17 protein-coding genes are annotated in these 19412 nt (G+C 64.9%); 9 read left to right on the top strand and 8 right to left on the bottom strand.

Annotated elements, in window-relative coordinates:
- Positions 1-208 precede the first annotated feature (208 nt).
- Complete coding sequence (locus JMF82_RS06130; RefSeq protein WP_201313649.1) at positions 209-1201, top strand: isoaspartyl peptidase/L-asparaginase; 993 nt, start codon at positions 209-211, stop codon at positions 1199-1201.
- Between the two features lie 63 nt (positions 1202-1264).
- On the opposite strand, the gene JMF82_RS06125 is transcribed toward JMF82_RS06130, so the two are convergent.
- The 3 genes from JMF82_RS06125 to JMF82_RS06115 all read right to left on the bottom strand — a co-directional run bounded on the left by JMF82_RS06125 (position 1265) and on the right by JMF82_RS06115 (position 4850).
- Positions 1265-1828: a response regulator transcription factor gene (locus tag JMF82_RS06125; RefSeq protein WP_201313648.1), complete on the bottom strand. Its 564-nt coding sequence runs from the start codon at positions 1826-1828 to the stop codon at positions 1265-1267.
- Between the two features lie 101 nt (positions 1829-1929).
- Complete coding sequence (locus JMF82_RS06120) at positions 1930-3207, bottom strand: ATP-binding protein (RefSeq protein WP_201313647.1); 1278 nt, start codon at positions 3205-3207, stop codon at positions 1930-1932.
- Between the two features lie 110 nt (positions 3208-3317).
- Entirely contained in the window at positions 3318-4850 is a 1533-nt protein-coding gene (locus JMF82_RS06115; protein ID WP_201313646.1) for an oligopeptide:H+ symporter, read from the bottom strand.
- A gap of 230 nt (positions 4851-5080) precedes the next feature.
- Between JMF82_RS06115 and JMF82_RS06110 the strand changes: the two genes are divergently transcribed.
- The 4 genes from JMF82_RS06110 (at position 5081) to JMF82_RS06095 (ending at position 7636) form a co-directional block, all read left to right on the top strand.
- The gene (locus JMF82_RS06110; protein ID WP_201313645.1) at positions 5081-5452 is read left to right on the top strand and encodes a diacylglycerol kinase; all 372 of its coding nucleotides are present in this window, start codon (positions 5081-5083) and stop codon (positions 5450-5452) included.
- A gap of 165 nt (positions 5453-5617) precedes the next feature.
- The gene (locus JMF82_RS06105) at positions 5618-6235 is read left to right on the top strand and encodes a LemA family protein (RefSeq protein WP_201313644.1); all 618 of its coding nucleotides are present in this window, start codon (positions 5618-5620) and stop codon (positions 6233-6235) included.
- 2 nt (positions 6236-6237) lie between these two features.
- Positions 6238-7131 carry a TPM domain-containing protein gene (locus JMF82_RS06100; RefSeq protein WP_201313643.1) on the top strand — a complete coding sequence of 298 codons (894 nt, stop codon included), beginning with the start codon at positions 6238-6240 and terminating at the stop codon, positions 7129-7131.
- Position 7132: 1 nt separating this feature from the next.
- Positions 7133-7636, top strand: coding sequence for a TPM domain-containing protein (locus JMF82_RS06095; RefSeq protein WP_201313642.1), 504 nt, complete (start codon positions 7133-7135; stop codon positions 7634-7636).
- Positions 7637-7818: 182 nt separating this feature from the next.
- Here the strand turns inward: JMF82_RS06095 and JMF82_RS06090 are convergent, their stop codons facing one another.
- Complete coding sequence (locus tag JMF82_RS06090; protein ID WP_201313641.1) at positions 7819-10680, bottom strand: TonB-dependent receptor; 2862 nt, start codon at positions 10678-10680, stop codon at positions 7819-7821.
- 334 nt (positions 10681-11014) lie between these two features.
- Here JMF82_RS06090 and lgt point away from each other — a divergent pair, with 334 nt between their 5' ends.
- The 4 genes from lgt (at position 11015) to JMF82_RS06070 (ending at position 14306) form a co-directional block, all read left to right on the top strand.
- Positions 11015-11923: a prolipoprotein diacylglyceryl transferase gene (gene lgt, locus JMF82_RS06085; protein ID WP_201313640.1), complete on the top strand. Its 909-nt coding sequence runs from the start codon at positions 11015-11017 to the stop codon at positions 11921-11923.
- 4 nt (positions 11924-11927) lie between these two features.
- Positions 11928-12722, top strand: coding sequence for a thymidylate synthase (locus JMF82_RS06080; protein WP_201313639.1), 795 nt, complete (start codon positions 11928-11930; stop codon positions 12720-12722).
- A 121-nt stretch (positions 12723-12843) separates the two neighbouring features.
- On the top strand, positions 12844-13332 hold the full coding sequence (locus JMF82_RS06075; protein WP_201313638.1) for a dihydrofolate reductase: 489 nt from the start codon (positions 12844-12846) through the stop codon (positions 13330-13332).
- 38 nt (positions 13333-13370) lie between these two features.
- Positions 13371-14306: a Nudix family hydrolase gene (locus tag JMF82_RS06070; RefSeq protein WP_201313637.1), complete on the top strand. Its 936-nt coding sequence runs from the start codon at positions 13371-13373 to the stop codon at positions 14304-14306.
- Positions 14307-14312: 6 nt separating this feature from the next.
- Here JMF82_RS06070 and coaE read toward each other — a convergent pair whose 3' ends face one another.
- The 4 genes from coaE to pilB all read right to left on the bottom strand — a co-directional run bounded on the left by coaE (position 14313) and on the right by pilB (position 19004).
- On the bottom strand, positions 14313-14936 hold the full coding sequence (coaE, locus tag JMF82_RS06065; protein ID WP_201313636.1) for a dephospho-CoA kinase: 624 nt from the start codon (positions 14934-14936) through the stop codon (positions 14313-14315).
- Positions 14933-15790 (bottom strand): A24 family peptidase, encoded by an 858-nt coding sequence (locus JMF82_RS06060; RefSeq protein WP_201313635.1) that lies wholly within the window; start codon positions 15788-15790, stop codon positions 14933-14935. The genes coaE and JMF82_RS06060 overlap by 4 nt, the downstream gene beginning before the upstream one ends.
- A gap of 66 nt (positions 15791-15856) precedes the next feature.
- The gene (locus tag JMF82_RS06055) at positions 15857-17125 is read right to left on the bottom strand and encodes a type II secretion system F family protein (protein WP_201313634.1); all 1269 of its coding nucleotides are present in this window, start codon (positions 17123-17125) and stop codon (positions 15857-15859) included.
- A gap of 157 nt (positions 17126-17282) precedes the next feature.
- Entirely contained in the window at positions 17283-19004 is a 1722-nt protein-coding gene (pilB, locus tag JMF82_RS06050) for a type IV-A pilus assembly ATPase PilB (protein ID WP_201313633.1), read from the bottom strand.
- Positions 19005-19412: the final 408 nt, after the last annotated feature.

The following is a 19412-nucleotide window of genomic DNA, read 5'->3' as shown; positions in this document are numbered from 1 at the left end:
GATAGCCAGCTTCCAAGGATACGACGGAATGCCGGCCGCTCACGTTGTACCAAGGTCCAAGGCCCTGAAAAACGCGGTAACGGGCCCGGTCCACCATCCGGATGAGGATGGTGCAGGCGCTGGATATACTCCGGCCAAAGCTAGGGGAGTACCGTCTGTGAAGTCCTGCCGTCTTGTCGCCGCCATGGCGGCGCTGGGAATCGCGTCCATGAGCCATGCCGCCGCGCCCGTTCTCGTGATCCACGGCGGCGCCGGGGTGATCAAGCGCGAGATGAGCCCGGCCAGGGAAAAGGCGGTGCGCGCGGCGCTGACGCAGGCGCTGCAGAAGGGCTATGCGCAGCTGAAATCCGGCAAGGCGGCGGTGGATGCCGTCTCCGCGGCGATCACCGTGCTCGAGGACGATCCCAACTTCAACGCCGGCAAGGGCTCGGTGTTCACGCACGACGGCAAGAACGAGCTGGACGCGGCCATCATGGACGGCGCGACGCTTGGCGCCGGCTCGGTGGCCGGCGTGCACCGGGTGAAGAATCCCATCCTTCTCGCCCGCGCCGTGATGGAGAAATCCGACCATGTGATGCTGGTGGGAGACGGCGCGGAGGCGTTCGCCAAGAGCGTCGGCGTCGAGCTGGTCGACCCTTCCTACTTCCGCACCGAGGAGCGCTGGCAGCAACTGCAGAAGGCGCTCAAGGAAGATGCCGACAAGGTCAGGCATTCGGACGTCGAGACGGCCAAACATTTCGGTACCGTGGGCGCCGTGGCGCTGGATGCCGAAGGGCACCTGGCCGCGGGTACCTCGACGGGCGGCATGAACGACAAGCGCTGGGGGCGCATCGGCGACTCGCCGATCATCGGCGCCGGCACCTACGCCAATTCCGGTTGCGCGGTATCAGGCACGGGCTGGGGCGAGTACTACCTGCGCACCGTGGCGGCGCATGAAATCTGCATGCGGGTGACGCAGATGCGCGTGCCGCTGAGGCGCGCAGCGGCCGAGGTGATCAACCAGGAAATTCCCTCGATGGGCGGCAACGGCGGCGCCATCGCGCTGGACAGCAACGGCACCATCGCCATGCCGTTCAACACCGACGGCATGTATCGCGGCTGGATCGGGGCCGATGGCGTGCCGCACGTGGCGATCTATGGCGACGAAGACGACGGCACGACCGAGCCGTTGCCGGCGGACAATTCGTCGAATCAGCCTTGACGGCGAGTCGGGCGCACCAGGCCAAGGCGGTGGACACCGCCACGGCCTCGCACGGGCAGACCATCAATCGTCAGCGTCGGGACGCTCGCGCACCGGGTGCTTGCTGAGCTTGCGCTGCAGCGTGCGGCGATGCATGCCCAGGCGGCGCGCGGTCTCGGAGATGTTGCCGTCGCACTCGGTCAGCACGCGCTGAATGTGCTCCCACTCGAGGCGGCGCAAGGCGAGCGGTGCTTCAGGGGCATCGACCACATCGTCGTCACCGGTGCTGGTGTCGCCGTCGAGCAGGGCGCGAACCACGGCGTCGGCGTCGACCGGCTTGGCCAGGTAGTCGTGCGCGCCGCGCTTGATCGCTTCCACGGCGGTGGCGATCGAGGCGTAGCCGGTAAGCAGCAGGACGCGGATTTCCGGTACCAGTGCCTGCAGTTCGGGAATCAGGCGTAGGCCGTTTTCCTCGCCCAGCTTCAGGTCGAGCACGCAGTAACGCGGCTGGTGCCGCCGGGTCAGGGCGCGCGCTTCATCGGCGTTGCTGGCGGTGATCACCTCGAACCCACGCGAGCTGAGTGCGCGCGCAAGGACACGGGCGAAGGTGGCGTCGTCATCAATGATCAGGAGTTGCTGGTCGCTCATGGGGGTCTCCACGGCACGGTGGCCGGACGAGCACATTCTCACCGCTGCGGCAACGCATGCACATGTGGCCATGTGCCACTGTGGCTATCCGCCACATCTGATTATGGCGCGGCTACCACCGTCAGGGGCAGGCGCAACCGCATCTGGGCGCCGCTGCCGGTGTTGCTGGCGGTCAGTTCGCCCTCGAGGCGCTCGGCGGTGGCTTCGGCCAGCGCCAGGCCGATACCGAGGCCGGTCTGCTTGCGTGACTGTCCCAGCACGCCCAGTTCGTCGGTATCGGTAAAGCCCGGCCCGTGGTCGATCACGATCAACTCCAGCCAGTCGCCATCGCTGCGCACGGTCAGGGCGACGGCCTGCGAGTGGTTGATCGCAGAGGCGTCGGCCGCGTTGTTGAGCAGGTTCAGCAGCGCATGGCGCAGGCCGGGTGGCGTGCGCAACACCGTGCGCGCCGCTTCCTGGTCCATGGCCACGGAGAGATCGGCTTCGGGTCGCAGCAACTGGAAGCGCTCCAGGCAGCCGTGGATGAAGCGGTCCACCGTCAGCAGTTCGGGCTCCTGCGAAAGCTGGGCCTTGCCGAACGCCACCATCTCGCGAAGGATCGTGCGGCAGCGATCGACCTGGCCTTCCAGCAGCTCCAGGTCTTCGGCAAGCGCCTTGTCGTCCGCGTGCTCGCGACGCAACTCGGGCAGCAGCGTGCGCATGGTGGCCAAGGGCGTATTCAGCTCGTGCGCCGCGCCGGCGGCCTGGGTGGCGATGGCGAGGATGCCTTCGTCACGCAGGGCACGCTCGCGCACGCGTTGCACTTCCAGCTGCTGGAAGCGCAAAGACCGCGCGAGGCGCTTGGTGAAGAAGCCGAGCAGCAGGGCCATGATCACGAAGTTCACGCCCATGCCGAGCACGTGCAGCGAGAAACCGTAGGCCGTTTCGCCGTGCATGGGCGCGGGCAGCGGCACGTACCAGAACAGCAGCATCACGTAGGCCGCGCCCACCAGCGAGGCGACCGACAGCACGGCGCTGACCGGCAGCGCCGCTGCGGTGAGGGCGATCGGGATGATCAGCAGGGTGATGAACGGATTGCTCGCGCCGCCGGTGAAATGGAGCAGGTAACCGAGGATCAGCGTATCCACGGCCACGTGCAGGATGGTTTCCCATTGCTTGATCGGCCAGGGCTGCGTGAGCCGCCAGGCGGCGAACACCGCGAACACCGCCAGCGAGCAGATGCCGACCAGCAGCGGCAACAGCGGGATGTCCAGGTGCATCCACAGCGCACAGACCAGCACGGCGGCGCTCTGGCCGGCAATGGCGCAGATGCGCAGCCAGGCGAGGCTGCGGAAGAGGGGGCGGGGGCCGATGCGCTGCTGGGAATGGGACCGTTCCATGGGCGCGATAGTAGTAGGTTTGCGCCGTCACCTCGGTTCGGAACAGCCCGGTGCGTCCATGCGTCGCGCCCAAAACGACGATGCCCGCCGGAGGGCGGGCATCGGTAGGGTCAAACCTCTTCGCTGTGCACGGCCGGCAGCGGCGTGTGCGCTTCGGCGTGACTGCGGGAGAGTCGGTTCATCAGCGGCAGCATCACCAGCGCGATCACGGTGCAGCCCACGCCGACGAAGCCGAGCTTGTTGAACAGGCTCACGTAGATGTTGAGCGACTCGACCGGGCTGCTGATGTTCTCCGGCATCGCGGCGAGATTGGCCACCACGCTGCCCAGGTACTGCGAGATGCCCACGGCCACGTAGTAGGCACCCATCATGAAGCCGCCCATGCGGGCCGGCACGTAGCGCGCGATCATCGCCAGGCCCAGGCCGCTCACCAGCAGCTCGCCCAGCGAGTACAGGCCGTAGCCCCAGATCATCGTCCAGGACGACACCTGGCCATCGACGGCGCTCAGCGCGCCGAAGCCGTACATGAAGAAGCCCAGCGCCACCGCGGCGAAGCCGAAGGCGAACTTGGCCGCCACCGACGGATCCTTGCCCACGCGCCCGAGCGTGTTGTACATCGCCACCAGCACCGGGCTCAGCACCACGATCCAGATCGCGTTGAGGTTCTGGTACTGCTCGGGAATCCAGTTGAACAGGTGCACGCCGAACACGTCGAACGAGAGGTTCACGTTCTTCTGCGCGAACAGGTTCAGCGAGGTCGCCATCTGCGCGTAGAAGATGAAGAAGAAGATGGTCTGCACCGTCAGCACCAGCGCGGCGATCAGGCCGGCGCGTTCGCTCTTCTCGGCATGGCGGATCAGGTGCACGAAGATGCCCAGGATCACGATGCCCGCGAGATACACGCAGATCTTCGCGGCCAGCAGGCTCTGCAGGATGAAGGCGGAGACGAGCACCAGCACCAGCGATGCGGCGAACAGCGCGAGCACGCGGTTCATTTGCAGCTTCTGTTCGTCGGCGGGAGAACCGATGTGCGCCAGCGTGCGGTGCATCAGCGAGTAATTGGCCAGGCCGAGCGCCAGGCCCACGGCGCAGGCGCCGAACGCGGTATGCCAGCCCATCGCATCGCCGTAGTGCGCGCCGACGTAATCGCGGATCCACGGCGTGGCCGTCATCGAGACCATCGAGCCGACGTTCACCGCCATGTAGTAGATGGTGAAGGCGCTGTCGATGCGGACGTCGTCGCCCTCGTAGATCTTGCGTACCAGGTTGCCGGCATTGGGCTTGAAGAAGCCGTTGCCGACGATGATCACGCCGAGCGCGCAGTACAGCAGCGTCGGGTTGTCCGAGGGAATCCACAGCATCATGTAGCCAAGGGCCAGCACGACGGCGCCGACGACCATGGTGCGGCGGGTGCCGATGAGCTTGTCGCCCACCCAGCCGCCGATGGCGGGGGTGGCGTAGATCAGCGCGGCGGCCGCGCCCCACACGAGGTTGGCCTTGGTGTCGATGAAGCCGAGCTTCTTCATCATGTAGGTGACCATGAGCACCTGCATGCCGTAGAAGCCGAAGCGCTCCCACATCTCGATCAGGAACACGGTGCTGAACGAGCGGGTCTGGGAGACCGGTGGATTCTGGGTTGCCATTCAAATGTCCGTACTGCGGTTCATACATCGACCGCCAGGCGGTCGGCTCGCGTCACCCGGAAATGGGTCACAAAAACCCGTGAAGGGTAACCGATCCGTCATTCAGGTCTCGTTGCGACGCCGCAAGCAGGAAACTGCGACGCGAACGGTCGGGGCGGGCTGTGGCATCATTGTGGGCTTATGCCCGCCGGACGGGTGCGGCCCGGCCGCGAGCTCACGAGGACAACACCATGGCCGCCACCGGTTTTCGCGGACCCCGACAGATCTGGAATGCCTTCAAGTGGTCCATGAAGGGCCTGCGGGCGGGCTGGGTGCATGAAGCCTCGTTCCGGCTGGAAGTGTGCCTCGCCGTGGTGCTGGTGCCCCTGGGGTTGTGGCTCGGCAACGGGCCGCTGGAGAAGATCGCCCTGGTCCTGCCGCCCATCCTGGTCCTGTCGGCCGAGCTGCTCAATTCGGCCGTCGAAGCCGTGGTGGACAAGGTCAGCCCCGAGTTTCACGAGTTGGCGGGACGGGCCAAGGACATGGGCTCGGCCGCCGTATTCCTGCTGCTGATGCTCACCGCGCTGAGCTGGGGCCTCATCCTCTGGCCCCGCCTGGGCTGAAACCCGCTCTTGCAGGAGCGCACCCAGTGCGCGACCGCAGATTCGTGGCGTCGCCGCTCCGTAGGCTTATCGCGCACCGGGTGCGCTCCTACCTTTGGATGCCCGAGATTGCGCCCTTCACGGTGGAATGCTGCAATGGCACCTCCACCGGATCGGAGCGACCCCATGAAACTTCTTCGTGCCCTTGTATTGCTGCTGGTCGTTGCCGGCCTGTCGGGCTGCGGTTACAACGCCATGCAGCGCCAGGACGAGGCGGTCAAGGCAGCCTGGTCCGAAGTGCTCAACCAGTACCAGCGCCGCGCCGACCTGGTGCCCAATCTCGTCAACACGGTAAAGGGCTACGCGCAGCACGAAGAAAAGGTGCTGACCGAAGTCACCAACGCGCGCGCCAAGGTGGGCAGCACCCAGCTGACCACCGACGACTTGAACAACCCGGAGAAGCTCAAGCAGTTCCAGGCGGCGCAGGGCGAGCTGTCCAGCGCGTTGTCGCGCCTGATGGTGGTGAGCGAGAACTACCCGCAGCTCAAGGCCGACGGCCTGTTCCAGAACCTGCAGGCGCAGCTGGAAGGCACCGAGAACCGCATTACCGTGGCGCGCAACCGCTACGTGCAGTCGGTGCAGGAATACAACTCGATGATCCGCACCTTCCCGAACAACCTGACGGCCAAGATGTTCGGCTACCAGGTGAAGCCGAACTTCTCGGTCGATAACGAGAAGGCGATCTCCACGGCGCCGACGGTCGATTTCGGCAACACGCCCGCGCCGGCCACCACGGCGCATTGAACATGATGCGGCGCTTCACGCGCCTGCTGCTGGTGCTGGCGATGGCCCTGCTGTCGCCGGCGCTGCTGCATGCGGCGGACGAGGTACCCAAGCTCGCCCGGCACGTCACCGACCTCACCGGCACGCTCACGCCACAGCAGGTCGACCAGCTCGACGCGCAACTGGTAGCGCTGGAGAAGGCCAAGGGCGCCCAGCTCGTGGTGCTGATGGTGCCCACCACGCAGCCGCAGGAGATCGCCGAGTATTCGCTCGCCGTGGCCGAGGCCAACAAGATCGGCCGCAAGGGCACGGATGACGGCTTGCTGCTGCTGGTGGCGAAGAACGACCGCCGCGTGCGCATCGAAGTGGGTTATGGACTCGAAGGCGCGATTCCCGACGCGGCGACGGCGCGCATCATCCGCGAATACATCGCGCCGAAATTCCGCGTCAACGACTATTACGGCGGCATCAACGACGCGCTCGGCGCGCTCACCCAGCTGGTGAACGGCGAGGCCTTGCCGCCGCCGGTGGAAAGCGGCCACCGCGAGCGACGCGGCATCGACTTTGGCCACATCCTCCTGATCGGCGTGTTCGTCGCGTTTTTCCTGCGCGGCATCCTGGGTCGCTCCGCCATCTGGTTGCGCACGCCACTGGGCGCGGCGCTGACGGGTGGCCTGCTGTGGCTGCTCGCGGCGTCGATCGGTGCCGGCATCATGGGTGCGTTGATCGGCGGCGTGCTGATGCTGTTGCCGGCTGGCGCCGGACGGTCCATCGGCGGCGGTGGCTGGGGCGGTTTCGGCGGCTGGGGCGGCGGTGGTTTTGGTGGTGGCGGAGGCGGCTTCGGTGGTGGTGGAGGCGGTGGCTTCAGCGGCGGTGGCGGCAGTTTCGGTGGTGGTGGTTCATCGGGGAGCTGGTGACATGGCGCGCACCCAACGTCTGCTGTTGAACCTGTTCGATGGCTGGTTCCAGATGCGTCGTCGTTTCCCCCGCGCTCTGCTGGACGAGATGACCGTGGCGATCGCCGACGGCGAGCGTGAGCATCGTGGTGAAGTGTGCTTTGCCATCGAATCACGGCTGGCACCCATGGCGGTGCTGGAAGGGTTGGACGCGGACCGTCGCGCCCAGCAGGTATTCGCGCAGTTGCGCGTGTGGGACACCGAACACAACAGCGGCGTGCTGTTCTACGTGCTGATGGCCGAGCATCGCGTCGTCATCGTGGCCGACCGCGGCATCGCCGCCGCGGTGAGCCAGGCCGAGTGGGACGCCGTGCGCGACCACATGCTCGCCAGCTTTGCCCAAGGCGCATGGCGCCAGGGCTGTCTCGATGGCATCAGCGAAGCGCACGCCCTGCTGAAGCGTCATTTCCCTGGCAACGACAAGGCCAATCCGGACGAGCTGCCGGACCGGCCGGTATTGCTATAGGGCGACCGAGGCGGGCTGATCGCGCACTGGGTGCGCTCCTACAAAAAGCGCCAATGCCCTCACTGTAGGAGCGCACCCAGTGCGCGACCGCAGACCCGCATCGTTTCAGTGCCGTCCATTTCCGCGCACAAAAAAAGGCGGGCCCGAAGGCCCGCCCTCTCGAAGACCAAACTCTTTCGAGTTTAGAACTTCTGGTTGTACGACACGTAGAAGTAACGGTCGATGTCGAACGCCGGGTTGTACGGCGAGCTGCCGGTACCCGAGGTGGTCACCGAGTAGTAGTACGGGCCCTTCTTGTTGAAGATGTTGTTCACGCCAACGGTGAACACGCCCTTCCACGGAGCCGTGTAACGGAACTGCGCGTCGTTGAACGCCACCGAACCCTTCTGGCTCATGCCATAGGTGCCCCACCAGGGGTTGGTGTAGTTCGGGGACGAGCACTCGATGGTGTCGGTGTAGCAGTTGTCCTTCAGGCCCGAGTAGTAGCGGACCGTCCAGCTGGCACCGAACTCGCGGTAGTCCCAATCGACCTGCAGGTTCGAACGCAGACGGTACAGGCCATCCTCGCCGTACATGAAGCCGACCGGGGTCTTGGCGGTAGCGCCCGGACCACTGACGATTTCGTACTTGTTGAGGTAGGTGCTGTCCGAAGCGATGCGGAAGCGGCCGAACGAGGTTTCCGGCAGACGGTAGTGGATGCCGACGTCGTAGCCTTCGGTCTTCAGCGTGCCCAGGTTCGACAGACCCTCGTTGAGCTGGTCGATCGAGCCGGCCACGAGGTTCGAGGTGCCGGTACCGGAGCGGTGGAAGTTGTTGCAGAAGTTCGAGTCGCCCTGGATGTAGCAGAAGTCGACGATGTCCTGCGCCAGCACCGAGGAGATGATGTTCTTCACGTAGACGTTGTAGTAGTCCACGGTGAAGTCCAGACCTTCCACCTGATGCGGGCTGTAGACCAGGCCCAGCGTACGGGTGATCGAGGTTTCCGGCTTCAGGTTGGCGTTGGAGCCCGACAGGAACGCGACCGGCGTCTGGCCACCGTTGGTGCTGGTGATCTGCGCACCGGTCTGGTCAACCTGGCGGTAGTTGGCCGGCACGCCAGCGGCGGCGCAGCGCTGAGCCACGGACGAGCTGGTGGCAGCCGCGCCGTACTTGCTGTCGCACGGATCCAGGAACGTCTCGAAGCTCTGGCCGGTGCCGCCGTACAGATCGCTGATGGTCGGAGCACGGAAGCCCTGGGCCCAGGTGCCACGGACCAGCAGGTCCGCGAACGGACGCCAGCGGAAGCTGTACTTGTTGTTGGTCGTGCTGCCGAAGTTGCTGTAGTGCGAGTAGCGGCTGGCGATGTTCAGGCCCAGCTCCTGCGCACCCGGCAGGTCACGCAGCAGCGGCACGTCGAGCTCGGCGTACGCTTCGTTGGTGTTGTAGGCGCCGGAGGTCGGGGCGCTGGCCAGGTTGGTGGTCAGGCCCTGCGAGTCGGCCGCGTCCGGGCGGAAGTTGCCCTTCTCGCCACGGTGCTCCACGCCTACGGCCAGGTTGACCGTGCCGGCCGGCAGGTCGAACAGGCCGCCGGACACGTTGGCCGACCAGTCGGAGGTGTAGCTGGTCTGGCGATCGGTGCCGACGTAGTTCACGTAGTTCCACACCGACTGCGGGGTGCCGCCCGGGCCGGCGAGGATGTTCCACGGCACGCAGCCCGCAGCGCGGTCAGCGGCGCTGGCGCAGGCGACCTGGCCATTGATGATGGTCGTCGGGCCCAGGGCCGCGCGAGCATTCGGCAGGTAGATGTTGCCGGTGGTGACCTGTTTGATTTTGTTCTGGTCGAAGGTGAAGCCAGCATCCCAGCTCCAGTCGTGGCCGAGGAACTGGAAGTAGCCGTCCACGCCCAGGTCGACGTGCGCAAGCTTGGAGTTGGAGTCCGTCACGCGCGGCATTTCCACCGTGCGGCGGAAGAATTCAACGTCCTGGCCCGGGAACGGGTTGTACGCGTTCTGGCCGCTGATCAGGATGGCCGGATCGGCAGCGCCGGACTGGAACGGATAACCGGCCAGCTGGCTGGAGGTATCGCGCGTGCTGTAGGTGGCGGCGCCGTGCAGCGTGATGTTGTCGGTCAGCTTGTAGCGTTCCTGCACGAACAGGTTCTTCAGCTTGGAACCGGCGCGGAAGGTCATGTCCTTCTGCGTGTTGTACTTGTCGGCCGTGCTGGTCGGGTCGTACAGGTGGTAGTTGTTGATGTCGTTCGTGGCGGTCGAGCCGTGGTTGATCACGTACTGGTCGCCAGTGGTCGGGTCGACCACGCGGCCCCACGGCCCCAGGCCCAGGCCGGCGTTCGGGTGACGCGGACCCTGCGCATAGCTGGTCTCGTCACGCTTGCTGTTCCACATCGGATCGGTGTTCTGGTACGAAGCGCCGATGATGATGGAGTTCTTCTCGGTGCTGTGGCCCCAGGTGAAGTCGTAGTTCTGGGTCTGGCCGTCGCCCTTGCCGTTCTGGCCGTAGTAGACGTTGGCTTCGGAACCTTCGAACTTCTCCTTGGTGATGATGTTCACCACGCCGCCGATGGCGTCGGAGCCGTAGATCGAGGACGCGCCATCCTTGAGGATGTCGATGCGGTCGATCATGGAGACCGGGATGGTCGAGAGGTCGGTCAGGCCCGACAGGCTGGTGCTCCAGCGCTTGCCGTTGACCAGCACCAGCGTGCGCTGGGAGCCGAGGTTGCGGATGTTGACGTAGCGACCGCCGACGTCAGCGCCCGAGGACAGCGTGTCCTGCGGGGTGATGTCCGGAGTACCGGCCGACGGCATGCGGGCCAGGATGTCGTTGACGTTGGTCAGACCGGTGGCCTGGATGGCGGCACGGTCCATGGTGAAGACCGGCTGCGAGGTTTCCACGTCCACGCTGCGAATGCGCGAACCGGTAACGGTGACGGTCTCAAGGCTCTTGGCCTGGTCGGCCTGAGCGGGGGCAGCATCCTGTGCGGCCACGGACCACGTCTGCAGCACGAGCGCTGCGGCGATGGCAGTAGCCAGCAGTGTCTTTTGCTTCATTGTTAGAAACTCCGAACAAAAAATAGCCAGCAGCCAGCGCTCTAGGCTGGACATCTGGGTATTGGGGATGGCGCGCATACCCTGGGGAAGAGTCTGGGCACCGTTGGCGTCGCCGGGCTTGGGGGACAGGCGACGTAAGTCCGAAGTTAAAACAAAGTGACGTGTAGGTGCAAGCCTACTGAAATATTCAGGCATTACCTCATTTTGGTGTCGGAGTCTCTCCGGAACGCGGCCCGGCGAAAGGGAAGGCCGCGTGCGATCGCGCTGGCGGTCCGATATCTAGCCGGATCGCACCCGGCTACACTCCCGTTTTGTCTGCCGCCGCCGTTTGCCCATGACGCAACCTTTCACCGTCGCCATCGAACCCGTCGCCTTCCATCTGGGGCCGCTGCAGATCCACTGGTATGGACTGATGTACCTGGGCGGGTTCCTGGGGGCCTGGCTCCTGGCGGAATACCGTCGCCGCCAAGGCCGTTTGCCAGTGACGAAGGACGCCGTGGGCGATCTTGCGTTCTACGTCATGATGGGCGTGATCGTGGGCGGCCGCGTCGGCTACATGTTGTTTTACGCAGACCTTCACTGGATCTGGCAGGACCCGCTTGCACTGTTCCGCGTATGGGATGGCGGCATGAGTTTCCATGGCGGCCTGCTGGGCGTGCTGGCTGCGGGGTTGTGGTGGTCGCGCCGCAACCAGATGCATTTCTTCGATACGGTCGATTTCGTGGCGCCCCTGGTGCCGATCGGTCTCGGGCTCGGTCGCCTGGGCAACTTCATCAACGGCGAGCTGTGGGGCAAGCCCAGCGATGTGCCGTGGGCGATGATTTTTCCGCATGCCAGGACGTGCCAGGAGCTGTCGTGCGACATGCCATGGGCCGCCTCGCATCCACAGTGGCAGGCCACGTTGGCGCAGTTCGGCGCGCTGCCGCGCCATCCCTCGCCGCTGTATGAAATGGCCCTGGAGGGCGTGGTGATGTTCACCGTGCTGTGGCTGGTGTCGATGAAGCCGCGTCCGCGCTACCTGATCTCGGGTCTGTTCGCGCTGATGTACGGCTGCTTCCGCTTCGCCGTGGAATTCCTGCGGTTGCCGGACTTCCCGCGGCCCGGCTACCTCGCATGGGGCTGGCTCACCATGGGCCAGGTCCTGTCGTTGCCCTTGATCGTGGTGGGCGTCGTCCTGATCGTCATGTCTCGCAAGGCGCCGACCCTGCGGCTCTACAACGTTTCCATGCCCGCCAAGGAGTAACGCCGTGCGCGCATACCTGGACCTGCTGCAGCATGTGCTCGACCACGGCGTCGAAAAGGCCGACCGCACCGGCACCGGCACGCGCAGCGTGTTCGGCTGGCAGATGCGCTTCGATCTGGCGCAGGGGTTCCCGCTGGTTACCACCAAGAAGCTGCACTTGAAGTCGATCATCCACGAGCTGATCTGGTTCCTGCAGGGCGACACCAATATCGCCTACCTCAAGGAGCATGGCGTCAGCATCTGGGACGAATGGGCGGACGAGCACGGCGAACTCGGGCCGGTATACGGCCGGCAATGGCGCGCGTGGCCCACCGCGGATGGCGGCACCGTCGACCAGATCCGCTGGGTGATCGACGAGATCAAGCGCAACCCCGATTCGCGGCGGCTGGTGGTGAATGCATGGAACGTCGGCGAACTGCCAAAAATGGCGCTGATGCCGTGCCATGCGCTGTTCCAGTTCTACGTGGCGAACGGCAAGCTCAGCTGCCAGCTGTACCAGCGCTCGGGTGACATCTTCCTTGGCGTGCCGTTCAACATTGCCAGCTATGCGCTGCTGACCCACATGATCGCCCAGGTCTGCGGACTGGGCGTGGGCGACTTCGTGCACACCCTGGGCGATGCCCACCTGTACAACAACCACGTGGAGCAGGCGCGCCTGCAGCTGTCGCGCGAACCGCGCCCGCTGCCGAAACTGCAGCTGAACCCGGACGTGCATTCGGTGTTCGACTTCCGCTTCGAGGACGTCGCCATCGTCGGTTACGAGCCGCATGGCGCGATCAGGGCGCCGGTGGCGGTGTAACACTTCTGCAAGTAGCCAATGGACGTGGGTTGCGTCGGCGCATCCTGCTAAGATCGGCGGGCGCGGCGCCATCGGCCCGGCGACGCGAGCCGTCCCCATTGTCGATGACTCAAGGAATTCCATGGCTATTTCGCTGATCGCCGCGCTGGACGAAAACTTCGCCATCGGCCGAAAGGGACAGCTTCCCTGGCATTTGCCGGACGATTTGCGGTGGTTCAAGCAGCTGACCCTCGGCAAGTACATCCTGATGGGGTACAACACCGCGGTCGCCATTGGCCGCCCGTTGCCCGAGCGGACCAACCTGGTGCTCACCCGCAAGCACGAGGCGCCGTTCCCCGGCCAGATCACCGTGCGCTCACTGCCCGAGGGGCTGGCGAGGGCGGGTGGTACCGGCCTGATGGTGGTGGGAGGAGGCGAGGTCTATGCCGAGGCGCTGCCGCATGCCCGGCGCCTCTACCTCACCTGGGTCAACGCCGCCGTGGACGGCGCCGATACGTTCTTCCCGGGCCTGCATTTCAGCGACTGGACCGAAGTGTCACGCGTGCACCATAAAAAGGATGCCGACCACCAGTACGACTTCGACATGGTCGAGTACATTCGCAACGCCTGAGTGTTCCGTTGACGTCGCCTCTTACTGACGACCGCGCCATGCACGTCATGGCCGGCGTCATGCTCGATGCGCAAGGCCGCGTGCTGCTGGCGCAGCGGCCACCGGGCAAGCATCTGGCAGGTCTGTGGGAATTCCCCGGAGGCAAGCTCGAAGACGGCGAATTGCCCTCCGCCGGCTTGGCCAGGGAGCTGCGCGAAGAGCTCGGCGTCCATCTGGCGGAAGCAGGTGAGCCGCTGGTCCGCATTCCATGGCGTTATGGCGATCGCCTCCTGCTGCTCGACGCATGGGTCTTGCGCCAGTGGCGTGGGCAGCCTGCGTCGCTGGAAGGACAAGCTCTCCAATGGTGCGAGCCCCCCGCCGTTGACCTGGCCATGCTGGCGCCAGCCGACCGCCCCATCCTGCGTGCGTTGCAGTTGCCCGCGCGTTATCCGATCACCCCTGCTGACGTTTCCCCGGAGGCGTTTGACGAATGGCACGCGCGGTTGGCTCGCGCCCTGCGTGCCGGCGAGCGACTGGTCTTGCTGCGCTTTCCCGATTGGCCCACAGAGCGCGTACGGGAGCTGGCTCGATCGCTCCTGCCGCTGGCGCGGGCGCTGGGCGCGCAGCTGATGCTGAGTGGCGATTTGGACGGCGCGAGGGCGCTTGGGCCCGGCACAGGCGTGCAACTGAAGGCGCATCAGCTGATGGCGCTCGATGCGCGGCCCTTGCCATGGCACCAGTACGTGGGGGCCAGCTGCCATGACGGCGGCCAGCTGGCCCACGCCGCCGCCGTGGCGGATTTCGCGACGCTATCCCCCGTGGCGGCTACCGCCACCCATCCCGGCCAAGTGCCCATGGGCTGGGATGCCTTTCGCGAGCGGGTCGATGCCGCTGCTTTGCCGGTCTTCGCACTGGGCGGCATGCGCCACGAAGACGTCGCGATGGCACGGCGCAGCGGCGGGCAGGGCGTCGCCGGCATCCGGGGATTCTGGTAATCGGGCTCAGCGCTTGGCGCGGGCCAGATCGAGGTAGTGCCGGTGCAGCCGGTCGACAGCGGCGTCGAGTTCGGCCTCGTCGCCGTGGTTTTCGATAACGTCGTGCGCGAGCGCAAGCCGGTCGGCCCGGCTGGCCTGGCGTTCGATCATGCGTTTCGCCAGGCCTTCATCGATACCGTCCCGACGGACCAGCCGGTCAAGCTGGACCGACTCGGGGGCATCGACCACCAGCACCCGGTCTACCCAGCGGTAGTGCGTCATGTTTTCGGCCAGCAGTGGAATGGCCAGCAGGCAATACGGGCCCCGGTCCGCCGAGGCGTGGTCGTGCAGCCACGCGCGCACGCGGGGATGAATGATGGCTTCCAGCGCCCGCCGTTCGCCGTCGTTGCCGAAGACCCGCTGGCGCATGGCGGCACGGTCGAGCTGGCCCTGTCCGTCGAGCACGCCGGCACCAAAATGGTCGACGACGGCACGCAGCCCGTCGCTGCCCGGCGCGATCACTTCCCGCGCGGCGATATCGGCGTCATAGACATGGATACCCAGGGCCTCGAACCGCTTCGATACCGCGCTCTTGCCGGAAGCAATGCCGCCGGTCAGCGCGACCACATAGCCCGGGTGTTGCCTGTTCATCGCATGCCGGTCAACTGCGCATAGTGCTGCCACAGCCAGTCGCCCGCCACGAACCAGGTCCAGCCGGCCGCGGCGATGAAGGGGCCAAATGGCATGGGGATGTCCCGCTCATGCTTGCGCAGCAGGATCAGCCCGCCGCCGATCAGCGCGCCGATCAGCGACGACAGCAGCACCACCGGCAACAGCGCCGCCGGACCCATCCAGGCACCCAGGGCAGCCAGCAGCTTGAAATCTCCGTAACCCATGCCTTCCTTGCCGGTCAGCAGCTTGAACAGCCAGTACACGCTCCACAGGCTCAGGTAGCCGATGGCCGCGCCGATGATCGCGGTGGCCGGCAGCACGAACATCGACAGCAGGCTCAGCAGCAAGCCGATCCAGAGCAGGGGGTAGTTGAGCTGGTCGGGCAGGTATTGGGTGCGGAAATCGATGCCCGACAGGGCGATCAGCATCCAGGTGAAAACCAACCCCGCGACCGCAGGCCAGGTCGGCCCGAACTTCCACACGATCACCGCGCTCAGCAGGCCGCTCAACAGTTCCACCAGCGGATACTGGATCGAGATCGGCACCTTGCAGTACCGGCACCGCCCACCCAGCAACAGCCACCCGAACAGCGGGATATTGTCCTTCACCGCCAGCGGATGCTTGCAGTGCGGGCAATGGGAAGGCTCCCGCACGATGCCCGGCGGCATCGCGTGCTCCTCCGAAGCCATCTCCAACGTATCCAGCGCATCCCGCCGCCACTCGGCTTTCATCCGCTCCGGCAGGCGCAGGATCACGACGTTGAGGAAGCTGCCAACCAGCAGGCCAAGCACGCCGGCGGCGAGGATCCAGGCCCAGAGGGGAAGTTCGAGCATGCGTGGTTCCAAGGGTTATAAAAAAGGCCCCCCTCCCGGTGGGAGAGGGGCCTGAATCTGAAGAGATTACACGGTGCCCGCGAGCTTGAAGATGGGGAGGTACAGCGCGATGACCATGCCACCGACCACCACGCCGAGGATCACCATGATCAGCGGCTCGAGCAGGGTCGACAGCGTGTCCACCGCGGTGTTGACCTCTTCCTCGTAGAACTCCGCGACCTTGAACAGCATGTGGTCGAGCGCGCCGGATTCTTCACCAATGGCCGTCATCTGCACCACCATGTTGGGGAACAGGCCGGTCTGACGCATCGCCAGTTGCAGCTGATGGCCTACGGCGACGTCGTCACGCATCTGCAGGACCGCCTCACCGTAGACGATGCTGCCAGTGGCGCCAGCCACGGCTTCCATGGCCTCGACCAGGGGTACGCCAGCCTTAAACGTAACGCCCAGGGTGCGCGCGAAGCGGGCAATGGCCGACTTGCGCAAGATATCGCCCATGACCGGCAAGCGCAGCGAGACCCGATCCAGGAAATGCGCGAACTTGGGTGAGCGCTTGTTGGCCGCCACGATGGCCACAACCGTGCCAACGATGCCGCCAATCAACACCCACCAATATGCCTTCATGAACTCAGACGCGTTCATGACGATCTGGGTGGGTACCGGCAATTCCGCACCGGCGTCCTTGAAGGTCTGGGCAAACACCGGCACCACGAACAACAGCATGATCATGCTGACGAGCATGGCGACTGCGACCACCATGGTGGGATAGAAGAGGGCCTTCTTGATCTTGGCCTTCATGTTCTCCATGCGCTCCTTGTACGTCGCCACCGTATCCAGCACGGTGTCGAGTACGCCCGCCGATTCACCGGCGTGCACCAGGTTGCGATAGAGCTCGTCGAACTGGACAGGGTACTTGGCCAGCGCCTCATGCAGGGCTGCGCCGCCCTCGATGGTCTGCTTTACATCCGTCAGCATGTTCTTGAAGCGGACGTTCTTCTGACCGTCGGCGATGATCTCGAAGGCCTGCACCATCGGCACGCCGGAGGCCATCATGGTGGCGATCTGGCGACTGAAGATGGCCACGTCGCCAGGCTTCACCGTGCTGCCCGTGGCGCCGAACAACGGCTTTCCGCGCTCTCGGACCGTCTGCGGATTCATGCCTTGCCGCCGCAGTTCCGCCTTGACCAACGAGGCGTTCTTCGCGGTCATTTCACCCTTCATGCGCTTGCCACGCTTGTCGAGCGCGACCCATTCATACATGGTCAGCGCACTGACTTGGGCGCGTTGCGCGGCAAGCTTGGCGGTGTTCTTTGCGGTGGCGGTGGCCGTGGCCATTGCGATTTCCCCTGATGGTACGGTCGGGCCGCCTCAGGAGGGCGACCGCTCTTGTCTCGTCCAGCTTAAGTCATTATTACAGCTCAATTCGTGGCACCGAGCGCAACTCCGGTGTGACGAGGCCCCTATTCAGCCCGTCCAGGCCGAAAAGGCAATGCTAATCCTTGGTGACACGGTCGATCTCGGCCAGGCTGGTGACGCCCTTCTTCACCTTGAGCAGCGCTGACGCACGCATGTCGTTGATGCCTGCCTTTCGGGAGACCTCGGCGATCTGAAGCGCGTTGCCGCCCTGCAGAATGATCTTCTGGATTTCTTCCAGCATGGGCATGACCTGGTAGATGCCCACGCGGCCCTTGTAGCCCTCGTTGCAGCTATCGCAGCCCACGGCCTCGTAGATGGTCAGGCCAGCATCGATCTCCTCCTGGGTGAAGCCGGCGTCCAGCAGCGCCTGTGGCGGCAAGTCCATGGGACGCTTGCAGTCGTGAAGGCGACGAGCCAGGCGCTGGGCAATGACCAGGCTGACCGAGGAAGTGATGTTGTAGGGCGCGATGCCCATGTTCATCAGGCGCGAAATGGTCTGCGGCGCATCGTTGGTATGCAGCGTGGACAACACCATGTGGCCGGTCTGCGCCGCCTTGATGGCGATCTCGGCCGTTTCCAGGTCGCGGATTTCGCCGACCATGATCACGTCCGGGTCCTGGCGCAGGAAGGAGCGCAGGGCCGCGGCGAAGGTCATGCCACGCTTGGTGTTCTGCTGGACCTGGTTGATGCCTTCCACGCGGATTTCCACCGGGTCCTCGACGGTGGAAATGTTGCGCTCGGCAGTATTGAGGATGTTGAGCGCGGTATACAGCGAGACCGTCTTGCCCGAGCCGGTAGGGCCGGTAACCAGCACCATGCCGTAGGGCTTGTGGATGGCCTCCAGATAGAGTTTTTTCTGGTTGTCCTCATAGCCCAGGGCGTCGATGCCGAGCTTGGCTGCCGATCCATCCAGGATACGCAGCACGATCTTCTCGCCAAACAGCGTGGGCAGCGTGCTTACACGAAAGTCCACCGCGCGGCTCTTGGACAGGTTGAGCTTGATGCGGCCGTCCTGTGGTACGCGGCGCTCGGCGATGTCCAGGCCGGACATCACCTTCAGGCGGGAAGAGATGCGTGAAGCCAGCTTCATCGGCGGACTCGCCACGGCCCGCAGCATGCCATCCATGCGCAGGCGGACGCGGTACTGCGTTTCGAACGGCTCGAAGTGGATATCCGAGGCGCCGCGCTTGATGGCATCCACCAGGATCTTGTTGACGAACTTCACCACCGGGGCATCGTCGCTCGAATTGGCGTCGATACCGGTGCTCTCGGCTTCGTCGTCGCCACTCTCCAGCGCCAGCTCGTCCAGATCACCCCCACCCAGATCGGGCAGGGTGTTGCTCATGGAATTGAGCGTGGTCTCGATGGTGCGCAGCAACTGGCTGCGCTCGACGAGGATAGGTTCCACCATGCAGTTGGAGTGGAACTTGATTTCGTCCAACGCATGTGACTGCATCGGATCCGAGATGCCGACGAACAGGCGCTTGCCGCGTTTGAACAGCGGCAGGGCGTGGTGCTTGTTGATCAGTGCTTCGCTGATCAGGTTGGCCGGCATCTGGCCAACTGCGATGGCAGACACATCCATCACCGGCATGCCGAATTCATCCGAGGCGATGCGCGTGAGGCGGCTGCTGTCGACCAGGTTATGGTCCAGCAGCCAGGCAGCCAGCGAGGTCTTGTGCTGGAGCGAGTCGGCGACCGCCTTGCGCACATCCGCTTCCGGCAGAACGTCCTCGGATACCAGCCTGCGTGCCAGGCCCGAAAGGCCCGCAAGCGAGGGTTGCATTAGCGTTGACATGGCGATACTGACTCAGCCCCCTGATTGAAAGGGAATTTACCCCAGTTGGACAGGTTGGTCACGCAGGGACAGCAGGGCAATGCGCCTTGAGTGACGCGTCGCACAATTGCCCGAAGGCTCCAGAGTCCATGCAACGGCCATGCCCCCGAGGGTGCGGTCATGGACGTTGCGAGGCCGGCTGGGATAGATAGGGCGTTTGTCTTTGCGGATGGCTCCCCGTGCGGATCCAGGCAAGCGCCCCGCTGATTTAGTGGTTCCCCAAGTATCGAGGGGCCTGAGATTATCGAGGTGGAGACCTGTCTGCGCTCTGGCTGGTTGGGCACGGGACCCCGGGCGGCACAATGCGAACAGACATTGCGGCACGACCAAGGGTGAATGCGGCTTCAAGTACAACATGCTGAATCTGCA

This window comes from Dyella sp. EPa41 (assembly GCF_016586165.1).
GTDB lineage: Bacteria > Pseudomonadota > Gammaproteobacteria > Xanthomonadales > Rhodanobacteraceae > Dyella.
The sequence above is the reverse complement of the archived record's forward strand: the minus strand, read 5'-3'. Positions and strand labels throughout refer to the sequence as shown.

Excerpts from the sequence above, each read along its gene's own strand:
- JMF82_RS06130 (WP_201313649.1), top strand. The coding sequence starts at position 209 with ATGAGCCATGCCGCCGCGCCCGTTCTCGTGATCCACGGCGGCGCCGGG.
- JMF82_RS06125 (WP_201313648.1), bottom strand. The coding sequence starts at position 1,828 with ATGAGCGACCAGCAACTCCTGATCATTGATGACGACGCCACCTTCGCC.
- JMF82_RS06120 (WP_201313647.1), bottom strand. The coding sequence starts at position 3,207 with ATGGAACGGTCCCATTCCCAGCAGCGCATCGGCCCCCGCCCCCTCTTC.
- JMF82_RS06115 (WP_201313646.1), bottom strand. The coding sequence starts at position 4,850 with ATGGCAACCCAGAATCCACCGGTCTCCCAGACCCGCTCGTTCAGCACC.
- JMF82_RS06110 (WP_201313645.1), top strand. The coding sequence starts at position 5,081 with ATGGCCGCCACCGGTTTTCGCGGACCCCGACAGATCTGGAATGCCTTC.
- JMF82_RS06105 (WP_201313644.1), top strand. The coding sequence starts at position 5,618 with ATGAAACTTCTTCGTGCCCTTGTATTGCTGCTGGTCGTTGCCGGCCTG.
- JMF82_RS06100 (WP_201313643.1), top strand. The coding sequence starts at position 6,238 with ATGATGCGGCGCTTCACGCGCCTGCTGCTGGTGCTGGCGATGGCCCTG.
- JMF82_RS06095 (WP_201313642.1), top strand. The coding sequence starts at position 7,133 with ATGGCGCGCACCCAACGTCTGCTGTTGAACCTGTTCGATGGCTGGTTC.
- JMF82_RS06090 (WP_201313641.1), bottom strand. The coding sequence starts at position 10,680 with ATGAAGCAAAAGACACTGCTGGCTACTGCCATCGCCGCAGCGCTCGTG.
- lgt (WP_201313640.1), top strand. The coding sequence starts at position 11,015 with ATGACGCAACCTTTCACCGTCGCCATCGAACCCGTCGCCTTCCATCTG.
- JMF82_RS06075 (WP_201313638.1), top strand. The coding sequence starts at position 12,844 with ATGGCTATTTCGCTGATCGCCGCGCTGGACGAAAACTTCGCCATCGGC.
- JMF82_RS06070 (WP_201313637.1), top strand. The coding sequence starts at position 13,371 with ATGCACGTCATGGCCGGCGTCATGCTCGATGCGCAAGGCCGCGTGCTG.
- coaE (WP_201313636.1), bottom strand. The coding sequence starts at position 14,936 with ATGAACAGGCAACACCCGGGCTATGTGGTCGCGCTGACCGGCGGCATT.
- JMF82_RS06060 (WP_201313635.1), bottom strand. The coding sequence starts at position 15,790 with ATGCTCGAACTTCCCCTCTGGGCCTGGATCCTCGCCGCCGGCGTGCTT.
- JMF82_RS06055 (WP_201313634.1), bottom strand. The coding sequence starts at position 17,125 with ATGGCCACGGCCACCGCCACCGCAAAGAACACCGCCAAGCTTGCCGCG.
- pilB (WP_201313633.1), bottom strand. The coding sequence starts at position 19,004 with ATGTCAACGCTAATGCAACCCTCGCTTGCGGGCCTTTCGGGCCTGGCA.